This is a genomic window from Brachybacterium saurashtrense (assembly GCF_003355475.1).
Lineage (GTDB): Bacteria > Actinomycetota > Actinomycetes > Actinomycetales > Dermabacteraceae > Brachybacterium > Brachybacterium saurashtrense.
Window position 1 is genome coordinate 579,525 of sequence record NZ_CP031356.1, and the last position, 24,623, is coordinate 604,147.

The 24,623-nt window shown below is 73.2% G+C and carries 22 protein-coding genes; all 22 read left to right on the forward strand.

From position 1 onward, the window contains the following. Nucleotides 1-2 precede the first annotated feature (2 nt). The 22 genes from DWV08_RS02660 (at nt 3) to DWV08_RS02760 (ending at nt 24,588) form a co-directional block, all read left to right on the forward strand. Entirely contained in the window at nt 3-1,475 is a 1,473-nt protein-coding gene (locus tag DWV08_RS02660; RefSeq protein ID WP_115412386.1) for a UDP-N-acetylmuramoyl-tripeptide--D-alanyl-D-alanine ligase, read from the forward strand. Continuing rightward, complete coding sequence (mraY, locus tag DWV08_RS02665; protein WP_115412387.1) at nt 1,472-2,572, forward strand: phospho-N-acetylmuramoyl-pentapeptide-transferase; 1,101 nt, start codon at nt 1,472-1,474, stop codon at nt 2,570-2,572. The genes DWV08_RS02660 and mraY overlap by 4 nt, the downstream gene beginning before the upstream one ends. Continuing rightward, nucleotides 2,569-4,077: a UDP-N-acetylmuramoyl-L-alanine--D-glutamate ligase gene (gene murD / locus DWV08_RS02670; RefSeq protein WP_115412388.1), complete on the forward strand. Its 1,509-nt coding sequence runs from the start codon at nt 2,569-2,571 to the stop codon at nt 4,075-4,077. The genes mraY and murD overlap by 4 nt, the downstream gene beginning before the upstream one ends. Then, on the forward strand, nt 4,074-5,468 hold the full coding sequence (gene ftsW / locus DWV08_RS02675; protein ID WP_115412389.1) for a putative lipid II flippase FtsW: 1,395 nt from the start codon (nt 4,074-4,076) through the stop codon (nt 5,466-5,468). Before murD ends, ftsW begins: the two co-directional genes overlap by 4 nt. After that, entirely contained in the window at nt 5,468-6,556 is a 1,089-nt protein-coding gene (murG, locus tag DWV08_RS02680; protein WP_115412390.1) for an undecaprenyldiphospho-muramoylpentapeptide beta-N-acetylglucosaminyltransferase, read from the forward strand. Before ftsW ends, murG begins: the two co-directional genes overlap by 1 nt. A gap of 35 nt (nt 6,557-6,591) precedes the next feature. Then, on the forward strand, nt 6,592-8,103 hold the full coding sequence (gene murC, locus DWV08_RS02685; RefSeq protein WP_115412391.1) for a UDP-N-acetylmuramate--L-alanine ligase: 1,512 nt from the start codon (nt 6,592-6,594) through the stop codon (nt 8,101-8,103). A gap of 464 nt (nt 8,104-8,567) precedes the next feature. Next, nucleotides 8,568-9,305 carry a cell division protein FtsQ/DivIB gene (locus DWV08_RS17005; RefSeq protein WP_244923656.1) on the forward strand — a complete coding sequence of 246 codons (738 nt, stop codon included), beginning with the start codon at nt 8,568-8,570 and terminating at the stop codon, nt 9,303-9,305. A 206-nt stretch (nt 9,306-9,511) separates the two neighbouring features. Next, on the forward strand, nt 9,512-10,831 hold the full coding sequence (ftsZ, locus tag DWV08_RS02695) for a cell division protein FtsZ (protein WP_115412393.1): 1,320 nt from the start codon (nt 9,512-9,514) through the stop codon (nt 10,829-10,831). Then, nucleotides 10,828-11,568: a peptidoglycan editing factor PgeF gene (gene pgeF, locus DWV08_RS02700; RefSeq protein ID WP_115412394.1), complete on the forward strand. Its 741-nt coding sequence runs from the start codon at nt 10,828-10,830 to the stop codon at nt 11,566-11,568. Before ftsZ ends, pgeF begins: the two co-directional genes overlap by 4 nt. A 199-nt stretch (nt 11,569-11,767) precedes the next feature. Continuing rightward, entirely contained in the window at nt 11,768-12,256 is a 489-nt protein-coding gene (locus DWV08_RS02705; protein WP_115412395.1) for a cell division protein SepF, read from the forward strand. An 8-nt stretch (nt 12,257-12,264) separates the two neighbouring features. Further along, on the forward strand, nt 12,265-12,555 hold the full coding sequence (locus DWV08_RS02710) for a YggT family protein (protein WP_115412396.1): 291 nt from the start codon (nt 12,265-12,267) through the stop codon (nt 12,553-12,555). 95 nt (nt 12,556-12,650) lie between these two features. Beyond that, the gene (locus tag DWV08_RS02715; RefSeq protein WP_115412397.1) at nt 12,651-13,340 is read left to right on the forward strand and encodes a DivIVA domain-containing protein; all 690 of its coding nucleotides are present in this window, start codon (nt 12,651-12,653) and stop codon (nt 13,338-13,340) included. After that, a complete protein-coding gene (lspA, locus tag DWV08_RS02720) occupies nt 13,337-13,954 on the forward strand; it encodes a signal peptidase II (protein WP_162801482.1) in 618 nt (205 codons plus the stop codon). The genes DWV08_RS02715 and lspA overlap by 4 nt, the downstream gene beginning before the upstream one ends. After that, nucleotides 13,951-14,877 (forward strand): RluA family pseudouridine synthase, encoded by a 927-nt coding sequence (locus DWV08_RS02725; RefSeq protein ID WP_115412398.1) that lies wholly within the window; start codon nt 13,951-13,953, stop codon nt 14,875-14,877. The genes lspA and DWV08_RS02725 overlap by 4 nt, the downstream gene beginning before the upstream one ends. A 41-nt stretch (nt 14,878-14,918) precedes the next feature. Further along, nucleotides 14,919-15,650 (forward strand): hypothetical protein, encoded by a 732-nt coding sequence (locus DWV08_RS02730; protein WP_115412399.1) that lies wholly within the window; start codon nt 14,919-14,921, stop codon nt 15,648-15,650. 168 nt (nt 15,651-15,818) lie between these two features. Continuing rightward, on the forward strand, nt 15,819-16,238 hold the full coding sequence (locus DWV08_RS17010) for a glyoxalase superfamily protein (protein WP_277601776.1): 420 nt from the start codon (nt 15,819-15,821) through the stop codon (nt 16,236-16,238). Next, on the forward strand, nt 16,202-16,357 hold the full coding sequence (locus DWV08_RS17265; RefSeq protein WP_277601777.1) for a glyoxalase superfamily protein: 156 nt from the start codon (nt 16,202-16,204) through the stop codon (nt 16,355-16,357). Before DWV08_RS17010 ends, DWV08_RS17265 begins: the two co-directional genes overlap by 37 nt. Nucleotides 16,358-16,599: 242 nt before the next feature. Continuing rightward, nucleotides 16,600-17,922: a glycoside hydrolase 5 family protein gene (locus DWV08_RS02740; protein ID WP_115412400.1), complete on the forward strand. Its 1,323-nt coding sequence runs from the start codon at nt 16,600-16,602 to the stop codon at nt 17,920-17,922. A 58-nt stretch (nt 17,923-17,980) separates the two neighbouring features. Then, the gene (locus DWV08_RS02745; RefSeq protein WP_115412401.1) at nt 17,981-21,079 is read left to right on the forward strand and encodes an alpha-mannosidase; all 3,099 of its coding nucleotides are present in this window, start codon (nt 17,981-17,983) and stop codon (nt 21,077-21,079) included. A 272-nt stretch (nt 21,080-21,351) separates the two neighbouring features. Next, a complete protein-coding gene (locus tag DWV08_RS02750) occupies nt 21,352-22,629 on the forward strand; it encodes an ABC transporter substrate-binding protein (RefSeq protein WP_115412402.1) in 1,278 nt (425 codons plus the stop codon). A 116-nt stretch (nt 22,630-22,745) separates the two neighbouring features. Next, nucleotides 22,746-23,633 carry a carbohydrate ABC transporter permease gene (locus DWV08_RS02755; RefSeq protein ID WP_115412403.1) on the forward strand — a complete coding sequence of 296 codons (888 nt, stop codon included), beginning with the start codon at nt 22,746-22,748 and terminating at the stop codon, nt 23,631-23,633. 1 nt (nt 23,634) lies between these two features. Beyond that, nucleotides 23,635-24,588, forward strand: a complete 954-nt coding sequence (locus DWV08_RS02760; RefSeq protein WP_115412404.1) for a carbohydrate ABC transporter permease — start codon at nt 23,635-23,637, stop codon at nt 24,586-24,588. The last annotated feature ends 35 nt before the right edge of the window (nt 24,589-24,623 follow it).

Sequence of the window (24,623 nt, forward strand, 5' to 3'; positions counted from 1 at the left end):
GCATGCTCCAGACCACTGCACGGGACATCGCCGCCCTCACGGGCGGCGCCCTCGTGGGCGGCGCGACCGGGGACGAGACCGTCTCCGGCGTCGCCCGCATCGACTCCCGCGAGGTCGGCGACGGGGACCTCTTCGCCGCCTTCCTCGGCGAGCACGCCGACGGCCACGACTTCCTGGCCGCCGCCCGCGCCGCCGGGGCTCCGCTCGCCCTGGTCACCGAGGACCGCGGGGTGCCCGCCGTGCAGGTCCCGGACGTGCGCGAGGCGCTCTCCGTCCTCGCCACCGCGCAGCTGGACCGGGGACGCCGGGAGAACCCGGGGCTGGTGGTGCTCGCCGTGACCGGAAGCGCCGGCAAGACCGGCACCAAGGACCTCCTGGGCACCGTCCTCGCTACCGCCGGGCCGGTCATCGCCCCGGCCGGGAGCCTGAACAACGAGCTCGGCCTGCCGCTCACCGTGCTGGGCCTCACCGATGCCACGCGCTTCCTCGTGCTCGAGATGGGCGCCCGGGGCGTGGGCCACATCGCCCAGCTCACCGCGATCGCGCGCCCGGACATCTCGCTGGTGCTCAACGTCGGCTCCGCCCACCTGGGCGAGTTCGGCGGCATCGAGGCCACCGCCCGCGCCAAGGGCGAGCTGGTCGAGGCCCTCGCCGCGGATGGCCGCGCCCTCCTCAACGCGGAGGACCGCCTGGTGCTGGGCATGGCAGAGCGCTCCGCGGCACCCGTCCTCACCTGGGGGTTCAGTGCCGGGGACGTGCGCGGCACGGAGCTGAGCCTTGATGAGCGCGCCCGGGTGAGCTTCACCCTCGAGGTGCCCGAGGGGCTCGCCTCGCTGCACGGCGCCCCGATCGCCCCCGGTCGCTACGCCGTGCGTCCCGATCTCCTGGGCGAGCACCAGGCGGCCAACGTGCTGGCGGCGCTCGCCGCCGCACTGGTCGCCGGGGTGGACCCCGCAGCGGCGACCGCGGCCCTCGACGGCGCCCGGATCGCCTCCGGACAGCGGATGCAGGTGCTCGAGGCCGGCGGTGCGCTCGTCATCGACGACGCGTACAACGCCAACCCCGATTCCATGCGGCAGGCGCTGAAGACCCTCGCCCATCTGGGACGCGGCCACCGCACCATCGCGGTGCTCGGCGAGATGCTCGAGCTGGGGGAGGACACCGTGCGCCTGCACGACGAGATCGGCCGCCTCGCGGTGCGCCTGAACATCTCCCAGCTCTACGTGGTGGGGGACGGCGCCGCGCCGATCCACCACGGGGCCAGCCTCGAGGGAAGCTTCGGCGGCGAGTCCGAGTACCTCGACACGGTCGAGGAGGCGATCGCTGTGCTAGAACGGACCGTGCGGCCCGGGGACGCGGTGCTGCTGAAGTCCTCGCGGGACGCGGGGCTCCGACGGATCGCCGGGCCGCTCATCGAGCACCTGGCCGAGCGTCGCGAGACCGAGGACACCACTCCGACGGGAGCCGACCAGTGATCGCGATCATCATCTCCGGTGCGATCGCCCTGACCCTCTCGATCCTGGGCACGCCCCTGTTCATCAAGGTGCTCGAGCGCCACGGCTACGGCCAGTTCGTGCGCGACGACGGGCCCACCACCCATGCCACCAAGCGCGGCACGCCCACGATGGGCGGCGTGGCGATCATCCTCGCGGTGCTGCTCGCGTACCTGCTCACGCACCTGCTGCTGTGGACCTCGCCGAGCGTGTCCGTGCTGCTGGTGCTGTTCCTGATGATCGGGTTGGGCTTCGTCGGCTTCCTCGACGACTACCTGAAGATCTCCCAGCAGGACAGCACCGGGCTGCGCCCGCGCTACAAGCTCCTGGGGCAGTTCGTGGTCGCGACCGCCTTCGCGGTGCTCGCCCTGCTGTTCCCGGACGAGAACGGTCTCACCCCCGCCTCCACGCACCTCTCCTTCGTGCGGGACATCCCCTGGCTGGACCTGGCCTTCTTCGGCACCGTCGCCGGCTTCATCCTCTTCGCGATCTGGGCGAACTTCCTGGTCGCGGCGTGGTCCAACGGTGTCAACCTCACCGACGGGCTCGACGGTCTGGCCAGCGGCGCGACCATCATCTTCACTGCCGCCTACCTCATCATCAGCTTCTGGCAGTGGCGGCAGGTGTGCACCGTGGACCTCGACGCCGGGGGCCTGGTGCACTGCTACGACGCGCGTGACCCGCTGGACACGGCCGTGCTGTGCGCCGCGCTCATCGGCGCCTGCGTGGGCTTCCTGTGGTGGAACACCTCCCCGGCGAAGATCTTCATGGGGGACACCGGTTCCCTCGCCCTCGGCGGCGCCATCGCCGGTCTCACGATCATCTCCCGCACCGAGATCGTCGGCGCCATCATCGGCGGCCTGTTCGTGATCATCTCGCTGTCGGTGATCATCCAGGTCACCAGCTTCAAGCTCACCGGGAAGCGGGTGTTCCGGATGGCGCCCCTGCAGCACCACTTCGAGCTCAAGGGCTGGAACGAGGTCACCATCGTGGTGCGCTTCTGGATCGTGGCCGGCATCCTCGCCGGCGTGGGACTGGGCCTGTTCTACCTCGACGCGCTGCCGAGGCTCACCTCATGAGCGCCACGGGGTCCGCCGGCCCCGCCGAGGAGCGTGCCTGGCCCGGGCTGGACGTGCGCGACCTGCGGATCCTGGTGACGGGATTCGGGGTCTCCGGCTACGCGATCGCCGATCAGACCATGCAGCGCGGCGCCCGCGTGCTGGTGATCGACGGCGCGGACAGCGCGTCGCTGCGCGAGCGCGCGGGGATCCTCGAGGTGCTCGGCGTGGAGGTGCGCCTCGGCCCCGAGCACCTCGACGCCCTTCCCGCGGACCGGGAGATCGACCTCGTGGTCACCTCGCCCGGCTGGCGCCCCGACCAGCCTCTCCTGCGCGCCGCGCAGCAGGCCGGCATCCCCGTGTGGAGCGAGATCGAGCTGGCCCGCCGGATGCAGAGCGCCGACGGTCCGGCCTGGCTGGGCATCACCGGCACCAACGGCAAGACCACCACCGTGACCATGCTCGAGTCGATCCTCCACCACGCCGGTCTGCGCGCGGTGGCCTGCGGCAACGTGGGACTGCCCGTGATCGAGGCGGCGCTGGACCCGGAGGGCTTCGACGTGCTGGCGATCGAGCTGTCGAGCTTCCAGCTGCACTGGACGGAGCATCTGGACTGCGAGGCGGCCGTGGTCCTCAACGTCAGCGACGACCACCTGGACTGGCACGGCGGCGCGGAGGCCTACGCGCGGGCGAAGGGGAAGATCTTCGAGGGCGTGCGCAGCGCGTGCGTGTACAGCGTCGCCGACCCCACCACCCAGCTTCTGGTCGAGGAGGCGGACGTGGTCGACGGCGCGCGCGCCGTGGGCCTCACCCTCGGCCCGCCCGGGCTCTCCGAGCTCGGCGTGATCGACGGGCTGCTCGTCGACCGCGCCTTCCTCGCCGAGCGGCGCACCGCCGCCGCGGAGCTCGCCTCCCTCGAGGACCTCGCCCACCTGGGCGCCCGGGGAGCCGGACCGCACGTGGTGCTGGACGCCCTCGCCGCCGCCGCCCTCGCGCGCGCCCACGGGGTCGCCCCGGCGGCGGTGCGGGACGGCCTGCGCGCCTACCGGATGGGCGACCACCGCGCCCAGCACCTCGCCACCGTGGACGGCGTCGGCTACGTCGATGACACCAAGGCCACCAACCCCGCCGCCGCGGCCGCCTCCCTCGCCGCGGCCGCGCGCGTGGTGTGGATCGCGGGCGGCGACGCCAAGGGCGCCGATCTCGACGCCCTGGTGGCCACGGTGCGCGACCGCCTGGTCGGCGTGGTGCTGCTGGGCAGGGACGACGCCCCGTTCACCGCGGCGCTGTCGCGACACGCACCCGAGGTCCCGCTGCGGCGCATCGATCCGGGTGACACTGGCGACGTCGCCGGGCGATCCCGGCTGATGGAGGACGCGGTCCGCGCCGCCCACTCCCTCGCCCGTCCGGGGGACGTGGTGCTGCTGGCACCCGCGGCCGCCTCCATCGACCAGTTCCGTGACTACGCGGAGCGGGGGGATCTGTTCGCGGCGGCCGTGTCCCGACTGCCAGGAGAGCGCGCATGACCGTGGAGGACACCCGCACGGGCTCCCGCCCGGCGGCACGTCGATCGACCGGGGTGATCCGCCCCGACGAGGAGCAGCCGCTGGGCAACATCGGCGGCCGCGTGCGCGACGGCGTGGCCGGCTGGCTGAAGTCCCCGGCGCTGGACTTCTACGGACTGATCGTCATCGGCACCCTGCTGGTCAGCGTGGGCCTCGTGATGGTGCTGTCCTCCTCCGCGGTGCTGAACATCTCTCGCGGGAACTCCGGGTTCGCGGGCCTCTTCCGCCAGGGCACCTTCGCCGGGCTGGGCCTCGTGCTGCTCGTCGTCGCGGCGATGCTTCCGCCGGGCTTCTACCGCCGCGCCGCCTGGCCGCTGCTCGGCGTCGGTCTCGCACTGCAGTGCCTGGTGTTCGTCCCGGGGCTGGGCTGGGCGGTGGACGGCAACCAGAACTGGATCCGGATCGGCGGGCAGACCTTCCAGCCCTCGGAGTTCCTCAAGCTCGCCCTCGCGGTGTGGATCGGTGCGCTGCTGGCCATGAAGCGCCCGCTGCTGCACCGCCCCGCGCATCTGCTGTTCCCGCTCGCGCCCGGCGTGCTGCTGGCCCTGGGGCTGGTGATGCTCGGCCATGACCTCGGCACCATGCTCATCATGGCGATGCTGGTCGCGGGCGCCGTGTGGGTGGGCGGGGTCCCGCGCCGCTGGTTCGCGGCGGCCGGCGCCGCCGCCGTGCTGGGGATCCTCGCGCTCACGGTGACCAGCTCGAACCGGATGGCGCGCATCACCAACTGGATCCACGGCATCTGCGAGGGCGATTCCTGCTACCAGTCCGATCAGGGGCTGATGGGGCTGGCCGAGGGCGGCTGGTGGGGTGTGGGCCTCGGGGAGTCGCGGCAGAAGTGGGGCCGCCTCCCGGCCGCCGAGGACGACTACATCTTCGCCATCATCGGCGAGGAGCTGGGACTGATCGGCACGCTCGGCGTGCTCGCCCTGTTCTCCGCGCTGGCCCTGATCATGTTCCGGATGATCACCCGTCTCGACGACCACTTCATGCAGATCTCCGTGGCCGGCATCAGCGCCTGGCTGCTGGGCCAGGCCTTCGTGAACATGATGGTGGTGACGGGGCTGCTGCCCGTGATCGGCGTGCCGCTGCCGTTCATCTCCTCCGGCGGCTCGGCGCTGCTCGCGTCGATGACGGCGCTCGGCGTGCTGCTCTCCTTCGCCCGCCGCGAGCCCGGGGCCTCCGAGGCGATCGGCGCCCGGGTGAGCGCCGTGCGGAACTCGATCAGCGTGCTGCCCGCGCCGCGTCGTCGTGCCGCCGCGTCCTCCGGCGCCACCGGCTCCTCCCGTCCCGCCCGTTCCTCCCGCTCGCGGCGCTCCGGCCGGGGCGCCTCCTCCTCCCGAAGGTCCTGATGTCCTCCACCGCCCCCCGCATCCTCCTCGCCGGCGGCGGCAGCGCCGGGCACGTGTCCCCGCTGCTCGCCACCGCCGCGCAGATCAGCCGCCGCAGCCCGGAGGCGGAGGTGATCGTGCTGGGCACCCAGGAGGGGCTCGAGGCGGATCTCGTGCCCGCGGCCGGCTACGAGCTGGTCACCATCGACAAGGTGCCCTTCCCGCGCCGTCCGAACGGCTCCGCGCTGCGCTTCCCGGGCCGGTTCGCGGCCACCCTGCGGCAGGTGGGCGCGCTGCTGCGGGAGCGGGAGATCGACGTGGTCGCGGGCTTCGGCGGCTACGTGTGCCCGCCCGCCTACCTCGCGGCCGCGCGGTCCCGCACGCCGCTGGTGGTGCACGAGGCGAATCGTCGGCCGGGACTCGCGAATCGCCTGGGCGCCCGCCGCGCTGCCGCGGTGCTCACCGCCTTCGAGGGCTCCACCCTCCCCGGCGCCCGCCGCATCGGGATGCCGATGCGGGAGGCGATCGCGCACCTGCACCGCCCCGCCCGACGGGACGCGGCGGTGCGCGCCCTCGGCCTGGACCCCGCCCGCCCGGTGCTGCTGGCCACGGGCGGCTCCCTCGGGGCGCAGCGCCTCAACGCCGCGGTCGCGGAGGTCGCGGCGGAGTTCGCGGAGGCCGGCGCCCAGATCCTCCACGTCACCGGCCGTGGCAAGGCGGAGGGCCTGACGCCCCGCGACGGGTACGTGGTGCGCGAGTACGTCAGCGCCATGGAGGATGCCTACGCCGCGGCGGATCTGGCCCTGACCCGCTCCGGCGCCGGAACCGTCAGCGAACTCACCGCGGTGGGGCTCCCCTCCGTGCTGGTGCCGCTCCCGATCGGGAACGGGGAGCAGGCGCTGAACGGCGAGCAGGTGGTGGCCGCGGGCGGTGCCCTGATGGTGCCCGACGCCGAGCTCGATGCGGCGCACCTGCGTGCGGTCGTGCTGCCGCTGCTGCGTGATCCGGCACGACGGGCCGAGATGTCCGCGGCGGCGCGCGCCTTCGGCATCGCCGACGCTGCCGAGGTGATGGCGGACGTGGTGACGGGCGTCGCACGCCGAGCCTGACCGGCGCGCCCGGCCCCGCGGATTACGGTGACCCCATGACGGACCCCCTGCACAACGCCCCCGCCCCGGTGGAGCCCCGCACGATCCTCCGCCCGGGCGGCGTGATCACCCACGCCCGCTGGCCCGAGGGGGCCGCGGTGCGCTCGGTGCACGTGGTGAGGATCGGCGGCGCCGGGATGAGCGCGGTGGCCCGTCTCGCCCTGGAGGCAGGGCTCGCCGTGAGCGGCTCCGACTCCCAGGACGGCCAGTTCATCGGGCCCCTGCGCCAGGCCGGTGCCCGCATCGGCATCGGCTTCGACGCCTCTCTGCTCGCCGACGACCTCGACCTCGTGATCGTCTCCACCGCGGTGCGGGCCGACAACCCCGAGGTGCTCGCCGCGCGCGAGCGCGGGATCCCCGTGATCCACCGGGCCGCCGCCCTCGAGGGCCTGCTGCGCGGCCGCGAGCTGGTGGCGGTGGCCGGCACCCACGGCAAGACCACCACCACCGGCATGGCGGTGACGGCGCTGCGGGGCGCGGGCCTGGACCCGGCCTGGGCGCTCGGGGCAGCGATGCCTGACCTGGGCCGCAACGCCGGCCTCTCCGCGCGGCCGGGCGCCGCCGCGGGCGGGCTCGCCGTGGTGGAGGCCGATGAGTCCGACGGCTCCTTCCTCGCGTTCACGCCCCGGGCGCTGGTGGTGACCAACCTGGAACCGGACCACCTCGACTTCCACGGCGACGCCGCGACGCTCACCGCCGCGTTCGACGCGCTCACGGAGCGGCTCGTGGCCGGCGGCACCCTGGTGGTGTGCGCCGACGATCCCGGCGCCCGCGCCCTCGGGGACCGGGCCGCCGAGCGCGGCCTGGACGTCATCGCCTACGGCGAGCACCCGGAGGCGGACTGGTCGCTGCGCGCGGAGCGCAGCGGCGCCCGCGGTGCGGAGGTCGAGCTCGCCACGCCGCGCGGGGCGCTCACCGCGGAGCTGTCCGTCACCGGCCACCACAACGTGCTCAACGCCCTCGGAGCCCTCGCGGCGGTCGCCGCCGCGGCCCCCGAGGTGCCCCTGGCCTCCCTCGCCACCGGCCTGGGGAGCTTCACCGGGGCCTCGCGACGCTTCGACGTGGCCGGGACCGCCGGTGGGGCGACCGTGGTGGACGACTACGCCCACCATCCCCGCGAGGTGGCGGCCACCATCGCCGCCGCCCGGGGGATCGTGGCCGCGCAGCCCGCGGGAGGCAGGGTGCTGGTGGGCTTCCAGCCGCACCTGTTCTCCCGCACCCGCGACTTCGCCGAGGAGTTCGCCGCGGCGCTGTCCGCCGCGGACGCCGCCTGGGTGCTGCCCGTCTACGCGGCCCGCGAGGAGCCGGATCCCAGCGTGGACGCGACCACGATCACGACCCGCGCCGCGGGGAGCGTGGTGCCCGTGGCCGGGCTGGAGGAGCTCACCGAGGGCGTCGTCGCCGCGGTGCGCCCCGGCGATCTGCTGCTGATGCTCGGCGCCGGGGACATCGTGGAGCTCACGCCCGCGCTGATGGCCGCGCTCGATGCGCCCCGGAGCCGCGACTGATGGCGCGCCGCCCCACCGCACCGCGCCCTCGCCCCGCGGCGCGCCCGCCGGCCGAGGGCGGCGCGGCGCGGCCCGCCCGCCCCGCCCCCGAGCAGGCGCGATCCGGAGGCTCCGCCGATCGTCGGCCGCGGCCCCGCGGCGGCGCCCCCGCCCGCCCGTCGGCGCCGACCGGCGCACGCGGTGCAGCCTCGTCCTCGCGCAGCGCCGCCCCCGATCCGTCGCACCGCTCCGCGCCGTCGGCCCGCTCGGCCCCGTCCGCGCGGTCGGCCCCGTCGGCCCCCTCCGCGGGCGCGCCTCCGTCGGCGCCGTCGCCCCGCTCGGCCGGGTCGGCCGGCACGGCCCGCTCCGCGCCCTCGGCGCGGTCGGCGGCCTCGCCCTCGCCCGCGCCGCGTCCCCTCCGCCGTGGCGGTCCGCGGCCGGTGGGCGCCGCGGCGCCCACCGCGCCGTCCGACGACGGCGGCCGCGTGGTGCAGGCCGCCGGCCGGTTCCGCGAGCTCGTGGTGGGCCGGCCGTGGCGCCGCCGCCGACGCGCGCTCCTGGCCGGGGCGGCGCTGACGGTGCTGCTGCTCGTCGCCGCTCTCACCACCGTGATCTTCCTGCCCGCCCTGCAGCTGCGGGAGGTGACCGTGGCGGGCACCGGATACCTGCAGCAGGAGGAGATCCAGGACGTGGCCGCGCCCCGCCTCGGCGACAGCGTGCTGCTGCTGCCCACCGGCGCCCTCGCCGAGCAGGTGGAGCAGATCCCGGGCGTGGAGTCCGCGGAGGTCGAGCGGGTCTGGCCCGACGGCGCGCGGATCTCCGTCACCGAGGCGGCGCCCGTCGCCGTGCTGACCCGCACCGACGGCACCACCGCGGTGATCGATGCGCACGGCGAGGAGCTGCCGGCCGCGGCGGGGGAGGGGCAGTCCCTGACCCCGCTCGCCGTCGAGAGCGGCGCGGAGGACCCGGAGAGCGCCGCGACGGCGATGAGCGAGGTGCTGGCCACGGTGCCCTCCCCGCTGCGCGGCGCGATCACACAGGTGACCGCCTCGAGCGCGAGCGACGTCACCCTCGAGCTGGCGCTCGAGGACGGCGGCGCCAAGACCGTCGTCTGGGGCGACGCGCACGACGCGGAGCTCAAGGCCGAGGTGGTGCAGGCGCTGCTGGGCCGGCCCGGGGACGTCATCGACGTCTCCTCCCCGGTCGCACCCGTCACCCGCTGAGCCGCCCGCGGTGATCTGGCACGCCCTGCGGGGCCGACACGCGCAGGCGGTGTTTGCGTGCACGTGCCCTCGTCCTTAGCGTCGAGGGAAAGGAGAGGCGCCCCGAAGTCCGAACCTCAACTCGAGGTCTAGGGTTTCGGAAGTCCACGACCAGGTGCGACGCAGGCCCCTCTCCCCGGAGGAACGACAAGAGCAAGGACCCAAACGTGGCCGGAACCCAGATCTCCCTCGCAGTCATCAAGGTCGTCGGCGTCGGCGGCGGAGGTGTCAACGCCGTCAACCGCATGATCGAGTCCGGGCTCAAGGGCGTCGAGTTCATCGCGATCAACACCGACGCCCAGGCCCTGCTGATGTCCGATGCGGACGTCAAGCTCGACGTCGGCCAGGAGATCACCCGCGGGCTCGGCGCCGGCGCGGATCCCGAGGTCGGCAAGAAGGCCGCCGAGGACCACGCCGAGGAGATCGAGGAGGTCCTGCGCGGGGCCGACATGGTCTTCGTCACCGCCGGCGAGGGCGGCGGCACCGGCACCGGCGGCGCGCCGGTGGTGGCGAGCATCGCCCGCAGCCTCGGCGCGCTGACCATCGGTGTGGTGACCCGCCCGTTCACCTTCGAGGGCCGCCGCCGCTCCACCCAGGCCGAGTCCGGCATCGCCGCGCTCCAGGCCGAGGTGGACACCCTCATCGTCATCCCCAACGACCGCCTGCTCTCCATCGCGGACAAGCAGGTCTCGATGCTCGACGCCTTCAAGAGCGCGGATCAGGTGCTGCTCTCCGGCGTCCAGGGCATCACCGACCTGATCACCACACCGGGACTGATCAACCTCGACTTCGCGGACGTGAAGTCCGTGATGCAGGGCGCCGGCAGCGCGCTGATGGGCATCGGGTCCGCCCGCGGCGAGGACCGCGCCCTGCAGGCCGCCGAGCTCGCGGTCTCCAGCCCGCTGCTCGAGGCCTCGATCGACGGCGCCTACGGCGTGCTCCTGTCCATCCAGGGCGGCAGCGACCTAGGCCTGTACGAGGTCTCCGAGGCGGCGCGCCTGGTGCAGGAGGCCGCGCACCCGGATGCGAACATCATCTTCGGCTCCGTGATCGACGACGCCCTCGGCGACGAGGTGCGCGTGACGGTGATCGCGGCCGGCTTCGAGGGCGGCGGCCCCGCCCCGCGCCAGGACGTCGCACCGCAGCAGCGTGCCGTGCCGCGTGCGGAGAAGGCGCCGGCGCAGCGCGCCCCGCAGCCCCGTCCGGCCGTGCAGGAGCAGCGTCCCGCCCAGAGCGGTGCCGCGGCCGCGCCCGGTGCGTGGGGCCTGCCGCAGCAGTCCTTCTCCCCGTCGCGCCCCAGCGCGCAGGAGCCGGAGACCGAGGTGCTCGACGCCGCCGAGACCGAGGGCGAGGCCGCCCCGCAGCAGGCGCAGGCCGCCCCGCAGCCCGCGCCCCGCGCCCCCGAGCGCGAGGCGGCCCGCCCGCCGCACATCGAGGAGCCGCCGGCGGACGACGACGACCTCGACCTGCCCTCCTTCCTCAAGTGAGTCGTCCCCTCTCACCGGCCGCACGGGCCCCGCGTCATCGCGGGGCCCGTGCCCTGTTCACGGGACGGGACGGGGGAGTGAGCACGGGAGACCACGCCTCGCTGAACCTGGCCCGGCACGTCGGCGACGACGAGGCCGCGGTGGAGCGCAACCGCGCCCTGCTCGCGGTGGAGATGGGCGCGCCGCTGGTGTTCGTGGACCAGGTGCACTCCGCGGACGTGCACGTGCTCCCGAGCTCGGGCGAGGTGCCGGTCCTCACGGCCGACGCACTGGTCACCGATCGCCGGGACGTGGCACTGGCGATCATGGTCGCCGACTGCCTGCCGGTGCTGCTCAGCGATCCGGAGGCAGGGGTGGTGGCCGTCGCCCATGCGGGGCGGCAGGGGCTGCTGGGTGGGGTGCTGCAGAACACCGTGCAGGCCATGCAGGGCCGGGGTGCCCGCCCGGAGCGCCTCGAGGTGAGCATCGGCCCATCGATCTGCGGTGCGTGCTACGAGGTGCCCGAGTCGATGCGGGAGGAGACGGCCGCGCAGCTGCCCGCCGCCCGTGCGACCACCTCGTGGGGCACGCCGGCGCTCGATCTGCGCGCCGGGGCCGTGGCCGTTCTCGACGCCGCCGGCGTCCCCCGCGAGGCGATCGCCGCGGAGGCTCCCTGCACCCTCGAGGACGAGCGTTTCTTCTCCTACCGCCGCAGCTCCCGCACCGGACGGTTCGCGGGCGTGCTCCGGCGGGAGTGAGCAGGGCCGCGGCCGGCCGCGGGACCGGTCGGGGCCTGCCCGCACGCCGCCCCGACGCGCCCCGACACGCCCCGACACGCCGAGCGCCTCCCGGTCACCGGGAAACGCCTGCGGTACTTTCTGGGGGACGGGCTCCCGCGCACTCCCCGTGCTTCCCCGGAGTCCAGGTCAGCGTGAACAACAGACTGGGAGATCTGCGATGGGAACCTGGCGCAACGCCATGGTCGCACTCGGCCTCGCCAACGAGGTCGACGACGAGTACTACGAGGACGAGCGTGCCCGCCATGACGAGGTCGCCGCGCCGTCCCGCCGCACCGAGCGGGCTCCCGAGCCCGCCCCCGAACGGGAGGCCCAGGTGACCCCGATCCGCCAGCACTCCAACGTGGTCGCGATGGCCCCAGCCGTGGAGGAGTCGATGCACCGCATCACCACGATCCACCCGCGCTCCTACAACGACGCCAAGGCGATCGGCGAGTCCTTCCGCGACGGCGTGCCCGTGATCATGAACCTCTCGGACATGCAGGACGGCGACGCCAAGCGCATGGTCGACTTCTCCGCCGGTCTGGTCTTCGGCCTGCGCGGCACCATCGAGCGCGTCACCTCGAAGGTGTTCCTGCTCTCACCGGAGTTCGTCCAGGTCGACGGGGACACCTCGGCCGACGAGGGCAGCTTCTACAACCAGAGCTGAGGGGCTCCGTGCAGCTCATCGCCGGCATCCTCTACCTCGCGGTCCTGATCTACCTGCTCCTGCTCCTGGCACGACTGGTCCTGGAGTGGATCCAGTCCTACGCCCGGGACTTCCGCCCGTCCGGGCCGGTGCTGGTGCTCTTCGAGGTCGTCTACACGCTGACCGACCCGCCGGTGAAGGGGCTGCGCCGCCTCATCCCGCCGCTGCGCCTGGGCGCGGTGTCGCTCGATCTGAGCCTGATGATCCTTCTGATCCTGGGCTGGATCCTGCTGCGCGTCCTGGGCGGCATGGCGATGTGAGCACGCTCCCGTTCGGGAACCCGCGCCGCATCGGCTACGCTTGACCGCACTGCGCCCACCGCGCTTCTGACGCATTGACTAGGAAAAGGTGACCCATGGCTCTGATGCCCGAAGACCTGCAGAATCAGCGGTTCACCCCCGTTCGGTTCTCCGAGGGCTACGACATGGACGAGGTCGACAACTTCCTCGACAACGATGTCGAGCCTCGTCTGAAGGAACTGATCGCCGAGAACGAGCGCCTGAAGAAGGAGCTCGAGGAGGCGCACAACCGCATCGCGGAGCTCGAGTCCGGCGCCGCGGAGGCGACCCCCGCCGCGGACACCGCCGCCACCGGCGAGACCGATGCGATCATCGACACCGCCCCGGTCACCTCCGAGCAGGACGAGGCCGCGGAGGAGACCCCGGCCGCCGCGGACACCACCGCGCAGCAGCCGGTCGTCGAGGCGCCCGGCGCGCAGGAGTCCCCGGACCAGTCCGCCGCCGGGATCATCGCGCTGGCCAACCGTCTGCACGACGAGTACGTCAAGAAGGGCGAGGACGAGCGAGACCGCCTCATCACCGAGGCGAACGACGAGCACAAGCGGATCGTCGGCGACGCCGAGGAGAAGTCCCGCGTCACCCTCGCCGAGCTCGAGGAGAAGAAGGCCGAGCTCGACAAGACCATCGAGGGCCTGCGCAACTTCGAGCGGGACTACCGCAACCGCCTGCGCAACTACCTGGAGAACCAGCTCCGCGATCTCGACACCAGCGAGACGCAGGACAAGCAGGCGAACTTCGGTCTGTGAACAGCACTGCCACCGAGTCGGCGAGCGCCGGGCCCGCGGGGTCCGGCGCTCGCCGCCGTCTGAGCCGCCGCGCGGTCCTCGCCACGATCGCCGCCCTCGCCCTCGTCCTCGCCGTGATCGACCAGGTCACGAAGAACTGGGCGGTGGCGAACCTGCCGCTGCTGGAGCCGCAGCCGTTCCTCGGCGAGGTGCTCCAGCTCACCCTGCTGTACAACTCCGGCGCCGCCTGGGGGATGGGCTCGGAGATCACGCCGGTGGTCACCTGCCTGCAGATCGCGATCGTGCTGGGCGTGATCGTGTTCGCCGTGCGGGCCGTGCGCTCGCCCTGGTACGCGCTCGCCCTGGGCCTCGTGATGGGCGGCGCGCTGGGGAACATCCACGACCGGCTCCTGCGCGCCCCCTCGCCCTTCCACGGCGAGGTGGTGGACTTCCTCGAGCTGCCGCGCTGGCCGGTGTTCAACGTCGCGGACATGGGCGTGGTCGCCGGCGCGCTGCTCATCGTGCTGCTGGGCCTGCTGGGCGTCGCCGCCGATCCCGCCGAGGGCGAGGAGCAGGCCGCCCAGGAGGGGGAGGAGCGGGCCGTCGACGAGGGCGCGGAGGAGGACGGGCGATGAGCGCCTCCCGCACCCTGATGGTCCCGGACGGTCTGGCCGGCGAACGGGTGGACGTGGGCATCTCCCGCATGCTGGGGCTCTCCCGCACCCGTGCCGCCGAGCTGGTGACGGCCGGCCACGTGCTCGTGGACGGGCAGATGCCCGCCCGCTCCACCCGTCTCGAGCCCGGCGCGATGGTGGACGTCGAGCTGCCGGACGAGAAGCCCGCCGTCGCGGTGCGGCCCCAGATCGCCGAGGGCATGAGCCTCATCCACCAGGACGACGACATCGTCGTCATCGACAAGCCCGTGGGCGTGGCCGCGCACCCGAGCGCCGGCTGGTCCGGGCCCACGGTGCTCGGCCACCTCGCCGCCGCCGGCGTCGCCATCCGCACCAGCGGGGATCCGGAGCGGCAGGGCATCGTCTCCCGCCTGGACGTGGGCACCAGCGGGCTCATGGTGGTGGCCCGCACCGAGCGTGCCTACACCACGCTCAAGGACGCCTTCCGCGCCCGCGAGGTGGGGAAGGTGTACCACGCCGTGTGCCAGGGCGCGCCCGATCAGCCCTCCGGCACGATCGATGCCCCCATCGGCCGCTCCCCGAACCATGACTACAAGTTCGCGGTGCGCGAGGACGGCAAGCACTCGGTCACCCACTACGAGACGCTCGAGGCGCTGCACGGCGCCACCCTGCTGCGTGTGGGCCTGGAGACGGGCCGCACCCACCAGATCCGAGTGCACATGGCCGCGCTGCGACACCCGCTGGTGGGCGACCCGCTCTACGGTGCGGACCCCACCCTCGCCGCGAAGGTGGGGCTCGGGCGCCAGTGGCTGCACGCGATGGAGCTGACCTTCACCCACCCGGTGAGCGGCCGAGAGGTGACGTTCTCCTCCACCTACCCCTCCGATCTCCAGCAGGCGCTGGAGGCGCTGCGCGAGCGCTGAGCGGCCCCCTCCGCGCCCTCGTGACGCGCTACGGTCGAGGCATGAGCGACGAGCATCTTCCCGGCGCGCTGGCGCCCACCCGCGACGCGGCGCTGTCCCGTCCCGACTTCCCCCTGGCGCGGGTCGCCCGTCGGCTGGGCCTGGATCCTGCACACGCCGAGGTCACGCTGCGGGACGACGACGCGGCGCGGGCGGCGATCGCGCGCTCGGTCCAGGAGTTCCTCGCCGCCGACGACGACCGTCGTGCCGGGAGGTCGCCCGCCACCGCCCTCGCCCTGGACCCCGACTTCCCGACCGGGGTGGGGATGGCGCTGGTGGGCGCGGCCGTGCTGTGGGAGGCGCGGGACCTGGTGCCGAAGGTCGCCCTGCGAGTGGCGAAGGACCACCACGAGGACGGCGCCGACGAGCTCGCCGCGAGCTACCTCGCCCTGGTGCAGGAGTCCGTGGACCCGGGGGAGCGCCGTGACGACGACGCCCTCGCCTGGGCCGCGCAGTCGCTGCTCGTCGCGGTGCTGCAGCGCCGCGGGGAGCCCGCCCAGGCGGAGGCGCTCGCCCGCGACCTCGCCGCCCACGCGATCCCGATCGACCTGTGGCGCGACGCGGACCCGACCCTGCCCGACGACTCGATGGCGTGGCACGGCGGCGCCTTCGTGGGCGGGATGCCGCCGCGGCGCGACGAGCGCCGTCTCAGCTACGAGGACGTCCACGACTACATGAACACGCTCCTGGCGGACATGCGCCGTGACCAGGACGCGGAGGAGGACGGGAGGTGAGCGGCGAGGTATCGTGAGAGCGGGCGCTCGATGGGCCCGCCGCCCGCTCCGACCCCGTCGGCACGGTGAACGCATCGAGAGGACCACCCGCCCTGATCGTGCATCCACGGCGTCGCGAGGCGGCAACGCGGGCACCGACCACCGAGACGACGCCGGGAACGGCACATCATGGACCACCTCACCCCCGACGAGGCGAAGTCGGCCGCGAGAGCGCTCCGCAGGAGCCTCGCCGCTTCCGGGATCGACATCTCCCACGCACAGGCCCTCGAGCACGTCGCCCACCAGCTCGGGTTCCGCGACTGGAACACCGCGACGGCGCAGCTGTCGCGGTCACGGGGCGGGATGGGACCGGCCGTCCCGCTGCTGCGGATCCAGGACGAGGACATCGCCCGCCGGTTCTACGTCGACCACCTCGGGTTCGCCGTCGAGTGGGAGCATCGGTTCTCCCCGGGGATGCCGCTGTACGCGCGCCTGCGGCGGGGCGCGACGACACTGGACCTCACCGAGCACCACACGGCGACGGGACACCGGGAACCGTCGTCTGGATACCGGTGGCGGACGTCCGTGCCCTGCACGCCGAGCTCCTGACCCGTCCCCACCCGCGCGTACGACCGGGCGTCGAGGCGGACGCTCCGGGCGGGCCCACCATGGAGATCCCCGATCCCTTCGGCAACGTGCTGCGCTTCTGCGAACCCGAGGCGCGGTGACCGCCGCGCGGACCGGAAGGGCGACGCCTGCGCGCGTCGTGCGGCGCCGGATGCTCCCGGCGGGGGCGCGCTGCTCCGGGGCGGAGAGCCCGTCGCCGGTGCGGAGCCCGGGTCGGGGATGAACCCCCACCGTGCACAGCGGAGCGATGGTACGCTTCCTAAACCGCTTAAGAGCCACCGTCGGCCCCGGCCGGGCGGTCCTCTCCGTGCACCCGCTCCGTCCCACAGCAAGGTGGTCATCGATGTCCTCAGCTGCTCTCGGCGTCAACTACACCCCGCGGAAGGGGTGGTTCCACTCCTGGGGCGATCTCGATCCGGCGGCGGTCTCCGAGGACTTCGCCCAGATCGCCGACCTCGGGCTGGACCACGTGCGGATCTTCCCGCTGTGGCCGCTGCTGCAGCCCAACCGCACGCTGATCCCCGCCGCGGCGATCGCGGACGTGCTCACCGTGGTGGACCTCGCCGGCGAGCACGGTCTCGACATCTCGGTGGACCTGCTGCAAGGTCACCTCTCCAGCTACGACTTCCTGCCGGCCTGGGTCTCCACCTGGCACCGGCGGAACCTCTTCACCGATCCGGACGTGGTCGGTGCGCAGCACCAGCTCGCGCGGGTGCTCGGCGGCGAGCTCGCCCGGCGCCCCCACGTCACCGGCATGACCCTCGGCAACGAGATCGGCCAGTTCGCCGTCTCCTACCACCCCGACCCCGATGCGGTCAGCAGCGCGCAGGCCACCGCCTGGACCCGGGACCTGCTCGCCACCGTCGACGAGGCGCTGCCCGGCCGCCGCAGCCACCACAGCTTCGACGACTGCCTCTGGTTCAAGGACGACCACCCCTTCACCCCTGAGGACGCCGTGCACCTCGGCGCCTCGACCACGGTGCACTCCTGGGTGTTCACCGGGGCCGGTCAGCGCCTGGGCGCCGGGCACCCGGGCCTGGGCCTGTTCGGCCGCTACCTCATCGAGGTGGCGGCGCTGTGGCAGCGTCTGCTCGGTGCGCCGGCCGACCGCCGGATCTGGCTGCAGGAGATCGGGGCGCCCACTCCCTGGGTGAGTGCCGAGGACGCCCCCGCCTTCGCCGACGCCAGCATCCGCAGCGCCCTGGACAGCCCCGCCGTGGAGGCCGTGACCTGGTGGTGCTCGCACGACGTCAGCCGCGAGCTCGCCGACTTCCCCGAGGTCGAGTACAGCCTGGGCCTGTTCGACGAGCACGGCCGGCTCAAGCCCGTCGGCGAGGCCATCGCGCAGATCGCGCGGGAGCGGGCCGCAGGCGGCGGGACCGCGACCGCGACCGCCGAGAGCGCCTCGGGAGGGGCGGGCGCCGCCGCGTCGCGGCAGGACGGTCCCGTCGCGGTCCCCGGCGCGGCGCTCCCGGCGCCGCTGGTGATCGAGGGGCTCGCACCGGACGGCAGCAACCGCTCCCTGCTCTCGCCCCGCGGCGAGATCTTCCCCCGCTGGGTCGAGGACGCGCTGGCCGGCACCGTCCGCCCGCTCGCCGTGGAGGCTGAGAGCATGGTCGCGGCGCCCGTGGTCGACCACAGCGCCAGTCCCGTCATCGGCCGCTGACCCCCTTCCCACCACCGGCGCGTGAGACGCCGGCCGTCACCGTCCCGAGGAGACCCTCATGCACGACAACCGCCCCACCAGCGAGGACCGGGTCCGCCGGTTCCTCCGCGAGATGCTGCCCGCCCGCCGCCACCTGGCCACCGCACCGCTGACCATCGAGGCCTGGGAGGTGCCCGGCGAGCCGGTGCCCTTCGAGCAGGCGCGCCACCAGAGCTACACCCCGGTCTCCGTGGGAGACCGCTGGGGCCGCCCCTGGTCCACCCTGTGGCTGCACGTCACCGGCGAGGTGCCGGCTGGCTGGACGGCAGGGGAGGACCGCGACATCGAGCTGCAGCTCGACCTCTCCTTCACCAACATGCCCGGTTTCCAGGCCGAGGCGCTGATCTGGACCCCCGAGGGCGAGACCGTCAAGGCGGTCAACCCCTACAACCAGTACCTCACCCTCGAGCCCGGCGAACGGGTGGACTACTACCTCGAGTGCGCCGCGAACCCCAACGTGCCGGGGGACTGGACCTTCGCCCCCACCGCGCTGGGGGACCCGGCCACCGCCGGCGAGGACCCGATCTACGACCTCACCACGCTGCAGCTGGCCTGGCGCTCGCGCAGCGTGTGGGAGCTGGAGCAGGACGTGGTGGCGCTGAACGGCCTCATGCACACCCTGCCCGAGCAGTCCGCGCGCCGCTTCGACATCCTCCGCGCCCTGGGCGAGGCGCTGGACGCCGCCGATCCCGACGACCTCCACGGCACCGCCCCGGACGCGCGCGAGCGGCTGCGCGGCGTGCTCGAGGCCCCGGCCAACGCCTCGGCGCTCACGGTGATCGCCACCGGACACGCCCACATCGACTCGGCCTGGCTGTGGCCGCTGCGGGAGACCAAGCGCAAGTGCGCCCGCACCTTCTCCAACGTGTGCTGGCTGCTGGAACGCTATCCGCAGCTCACCTTCTCCTGCTCCTCCGCCCAGCAGTACCAGTGGATCCGCGACGAGTACCCGGGGCTCTTCCGCCGCATCGCCGGGCACGTGGCCGCCGGCCGGTTCGTGCCGGTGGGCGGCATGTGGGTGGAATCGGACACCAACATGCCCGGCTCCGAGGCCATGGCGCGCCAGTTCCTGCACGGGAAGAAGTTCTTCCTCGACGAGTTCGGGGTGGAGACGCGGGAGACCTGGCTGCCGGACTCCTTCGGCTACTCGGCCGCGCTGCCGCAGATCTGCGCGCTCGCCGGCAACGACGCCTTCCTCACCCAGAAGGTCTCCTGGAACCAGTACTCCACCTTCCCCCACCACACCTTCCAGTGGGAGGGGATCGACGGCACCACCCAGTTCACCCACTTCCCGCCGATCGACGCCTACAACGGGCAGCTCACCGCGGCGGAGCTCGCCTACTTCGAGGAGAACTTCAAGGACAAGGGCGCCAGCCATCTGGGCCTGACCCCCACCGGCTGGGGCGACGGCGGCGGCGGCCCCACCCGGGAGATGCTCGCCTCCGCCGAGCGCTTCGCCGATCTCGACGGGGCCCCGAAGGTGGAGTGGTCCACCTCCTGCGACTTCTTCGACCGCGCCCGGGAGGACTACGAGGAGCCGCCCGTGTGGAACGGCGAGCTCTACCTCGAGCTGCACCGAGGCACCTACTCCTCCCAGATCCACGGCAAGCAGGGCAACCGCCGCACCGAGGCGCTGATGCACGACGTGGAGCTGTGGAGCGCCACCGCGGCCCACCTGGTCGACTCCTTCGCCTACCCTCACGAGGAGATCGACTCCCTCTGGGACAAGCTGCTCCTGCTGCAGTTCCACGACATCCTGCCCGGCTCCTCGATCGCCTGGGTGCACCGCGAGGCCGAGCAGTCCTACGAGCACATCACCGAGCGCGGCGAAGCACTGGTCGCCGCCGCCCTCGAGGCGCTCGGCGACGACTCCGGCACGGCGCTGACCGCGAACTCGGCCGGCCGCACCCGCCGGGGCGTCGCCCCGCTCGCGCTCGCCGCTCCCGCGGCTCCCGGCGCGGCGCCGCAGGTGGAGGAGGCGGGCGGTGCGGTCACGGTGCGCACCGACGCCCTGCAGGTCACGATCGACGAGCGCGGCCTGCTCACCTCGCTGCGCGAGGGCGCGGACGGCCGCGAGGCGATCGCGCCAGGCGCCGCGGGAGCGCTGCTCCAGCTGCACCGCGACGCCCCCAACGCCTGGGACTCCTGGGACATCGACGAGTTCTACCGCCACGTGCACCGCGACCTCGAGGCGGAGGGCGCCCCGGCGCTCACCCGCGCCGAGGACGGCACCGTCCAGGTGGCGGTCACCTACCGCACCCGCGCCGAGGGCGCCGCCGAGCGCCCGTACGAGGGGATGCCCTCGGTGGGGACGGGCTCGCGGATCACGGTCACCTACTCGGTCGCCCCCGGCGCCGCGGCCCTGGGGATCGACCTCGACGTGGACTGGCATGAGCGCAAGAAGGTGCTCAAGCTCGCCTTCCCGCTGGACGTCCGCGCCGCGGTGATGAGCAGCGAGATCCAGTTCGGCCACATCGACCGGCCGGTCCCGGTGAACACCACCGCGGACTTCGGCCGCTTCGAGACCTGCGCCCACCGGTGGGTGCGCGTCGCGGAGGCGGACTACGGCATCGCCCTGGCCAATGACTCCTCCTACGGGCACGACGTGCGCCGGGTGCTGCGCGAGGACGACGGCGGCACCACCACGGTGGTGCGGGCGACCGTGCTGCGGGCCGCCCAGTTCCCGGACCCCCTCGCGGAGGAGGGCCGCTACCGCCTGCGCTACGCGATCCGTCCGGGGGCGGCCGTGGGCGAGGCGATCGATCTCGGCGAGGACCTGAACCAGCCGCTGCGCACGGTGCAGCGCGCCGACGAGCTCGCGCCGGTGGCACGGCTCGGGGACGGCGAGGACGCCGGCGGCAGCGCCCGGATCCAGACGGTCAAGCTGGCCGAGGACCGCTCCGGGGACCTGGTGGTGCGGCTCTACGAGGCGGAGGGCCGCCGCACCGGCACCACCCTCGAGGTGCCCGGCGCCCGCGTGCTCGAGGTGGTCGACCTGCTGGAGCGGCCGCTCACGGCGGGCGCGCCGCTGGGGCACCGCGCGGCGCGCACGGAGGGCTCGGCGATGGACCTCGCGCTGCGACCCTTCGAGATCACGAGCGTGCGCGTGCGCATCTGACGCGCCGACCACGGCGGTGCCGGGGATCTCGCGGATCCCCGGCACCGCCGTGTGCACGGGGCGGGTGCGCGTGCCTGGTGCCTGGGGGCGGTTCGAAGCGGCCGGTGCGGCGTCCGGAGGCGGCCCGCGCCCCGTGCGCCCGGTCGGTGCTTTGACAGGGGAGGGCGTCGGTGCGATGATCGCTTGAGCGCTTTAGTGATCGGACTCCGGTGTCCGCACGGGGCGCCGACCACCCGCTCATCGAAGAGTCGCGCCACAGAAGAGGTCCCGTCATGGCAACCACCCGTCGTTCCTTCCTCGCCGCCGGTTCCGGCGCCGCCGCCGTCTCGCTCGCCGGGTGCGGGCTCTCCGGCAACGGCGGCAGCGGCGGCGACGAGGCGGCCGAGGAGGCCGCCTCCGGCGAGGTCACCGGGGAGATCACCTTCCAGTCCTGGTCGCTGAAGAACGAGACGTTCACGCCCTTCTTCGAGAAGGTCATCGCGGACTTCGAGGAGCAGAATCCCGGCACCACCGTCCAGTGGATGGACCAGCCCGGCGAGGGCTACCAGGACAAGGTGCTCGCGCAGGCGAACTCCGATGCCCTCCCGGACGTCATCAACCTCCCTCCGGATCTCGCCTACCCGCTCGCCTCCACCGATTTCCTGCTCGACCTGGGCGCGGCGGTGCCGGAGCTGTCCAGCACCTACGTCGAGGGGGCCGTGCAGGGCTATCAGTTCCCGCAGGTGGAGGGCTCCTTCGGGTTCCCCTGGTACCTGGGCACGGACATGAACTGGTGGAACCTCGGCGAGCTCTCCGCCTACGGCGTGGACGAGTCCTCGCTGCCCACCTCGATGGAGGAGATGTTCGAGCTCGCCCGCACCGCCCACGAGGAGGGCGCGGAGAACCCGGTGGTCTCGAACATGCCGGAGATCGTCATCACCTCGAACGACGCCGGCGAGTTCGACTTCAACACCGCCGAGAACGTCGCGCTGCTGCAGCAGTACGTGGATCTCTACGCCGACGGCGCGATGCCGCCGGAGGTGCTCAACGACGACTACACCGGCAACGCCACGCTGTACAAGCAGGGCAAGGTGCTGTGGACCACCGCCACCTCCTCCTTCGCCGGCGACCTCGAGAAGGAGGCCCCCTCCCTCCTCGAGAACACCGTGGTGGCCCCGCGCTTCGGCAACCCGCCGCTGTTCGTGCAGGGGATCTGCGTCTCGAAGATGTCGGCGAACTCGGCGACGGCGCTCGCCTTCGCGCAGTTCCTCACCAATGACGAGAACCAGATCGCGTTCTGCACCCTCGCCCAGGGCTTCCTGCCCGGCACCCAGAAGGCCGCCGCCGATCCCTCGAAGTTCGCCGAGACCAGCGACCTGGAGCTGGCGAACCGGGCGGTGGAGGTGGCGTCGGAGTCGATGCAGAACGCCGTGGACACCACCAACGTGCTGTGGACCGAGGACATGCGCACGAACCTGGTCCAGCAGATGGCCAAGGCGATGCAGGGTGACCTCTCCGCCCAGGAGGCCCTCGACTCCGCGGTCGAGTACGGCAACCAGAACCTCGCCTGAGGCGCGGCCGGTCCCGCCCGCCGCCGGGCGGGGCCGGCACCGCCCCGTCCGATGCGGCCCGTCGGCCGCGTCCCGCCCCGCGACCGGTCCAGGTCGACACGAAGGAGTGATCTCGCGTGCGCGCATTCCGCTGGTACATCCCGTGGGTCCTCGTGGCACCGGCCCTGATCTGGGTGTTGGTGTTCGCGCTGTGGCCCTTCCTCAACACCGTGGTGCTCTCGTTCACCGATGCCCGGCCGCTCACCGGCGGCAGCTTCGTGGGGCTGGAGAACTACCAGGCGCTGCTCACGGACCAGAGGTTCTGGAACGCCCTGGTGACGAGCCTCGCGTACGTGGTGCTGAGCGTCCCGTTCCTCACCGTGCTGCCGCTGCTGCTGGCCCTGCTCGTGGAGAAGCAGATCCCCGGGATCTCCGCATTCCGCACCACCTTCTACTTCCCGGTGATCGCCTCCGTGGTGGTGGTGGGCCTGATCTGGACGTGGCTGTTCGACTCCCGCGGCATCGTCAACGAGGCCCTCGAGTTCATCGGGCTGATCCAGGAGCCGATCCCGTTCCTCGCCAGCCGCTGGGGGCTGATCCTCACCGCGGTGCTGCTCACGGTGTGGAAGGGACTGGGGTACTACATGGTGGTCTATCTGGCGGCGCTCGGGAACGTGGGCCGTGAGCTGCACGAGGCCGCGGCGATGGACGGCGCGAACTCGCTGCGCCGGCTGCTCTCGGTGACGATCCCGGGGGTGCGGGGCGCCATGTTCCTGGTCAGCGCCCTGATCACGGTGAGCGCGATGCGTGTGTTCACCGAGCTGTACGTGCTCTCGAACGGCTCGGGCGGGCCCGGCGGCTCGGCGGCGAGCATCGTGATGCTGGTCCAGCAGACGGGCTCGGGCCTGCAGGGGCGGCTGGGCTACGCCTCGGCCGTCTCCGTGGCGCTGTTCCTGCTCACCATCGGGCCGCTGCTGCTGGTGGCGTACCTCAACCGGGGCGACAAGCCCGCGAAGGGGGCATGAGATGAGCACCTCGACCCACGATCCGGCTCCCGCCGCGACGGTCGCGCCGGTCGCGACGGGCGCCTCCGCGCCGCAGCGGACGCGCCGCACCAACCGTCCCTGGAGGACGAAGGGGGCCGGCGGCTTCGGCAAGCCGACCCTCGGCGGTCTCGTCGCGCGGTACGTGCTCCTGGTGGGCATGCTGCTGGTCGCGATCGGGCCGTTCCTCTGGCAGCTCTCGACCTCCGTGAAGGGGCCGCGGGACGACATCTACTCGTTCCCGCCGCAGCTGATCCCCGGGGACGCCACGCTGGACAACTACTCACGGGTGGCGGCGACGATCCCGATCATCGACTACGCCTGGCACTCCCTGATCGTGGCGGTGACGCTGGCCGTCGCCAACGTGGTGCTGGGAACCCTCGCGGGCTACGCGCTGGGCTGCCTCACCTTCCGGGGCAAGCGCCTGGCGATGCTGATCCTGGTCTCGACCCTGCTGCTCCCGGGCGAGGTCACCCTGATGAGCCAGTTCCTCACGATCAAGTCGCTGGGCCTGGCCGACACCCTGGGCGGCGTGATCCTGCCGGGCCTGGTGGGGGCGATCAACGTGCTGCTGATGACGGCGGCCTGCCGGGCGATCCCGAAGGAGCTGCTGGAGGCGGCGGTGATCGACGGCGCGAGCACGTGGGACGTGCTGCGGCGGATCGTGTGGCCGAGCGTGCGCGGCATGGCGTCGGTGGTGGCGATCTTCGCGTTCATCGGCGGCTGGGACGACTTCCTGTGGCCGCTGATCGTGCTCTCGGACCCGGCCAAGTACACGCTCACCGTCGGCATGGAGTACCTGAACTCGAACTTCGGCTCGGACCCGCGCGTGGTGGCCGCCGGCACCATGATCGCCCTGATCCCGATCATCGTGTTCTTCGCCGTCTTCCAGAAGTTCTTCTTCCGCGGCGTGGAGGACGGCGCGGTCAAGGGGTGAGGGCCCCGGGCGGGCCCGCGCGCCCCGACACGCCG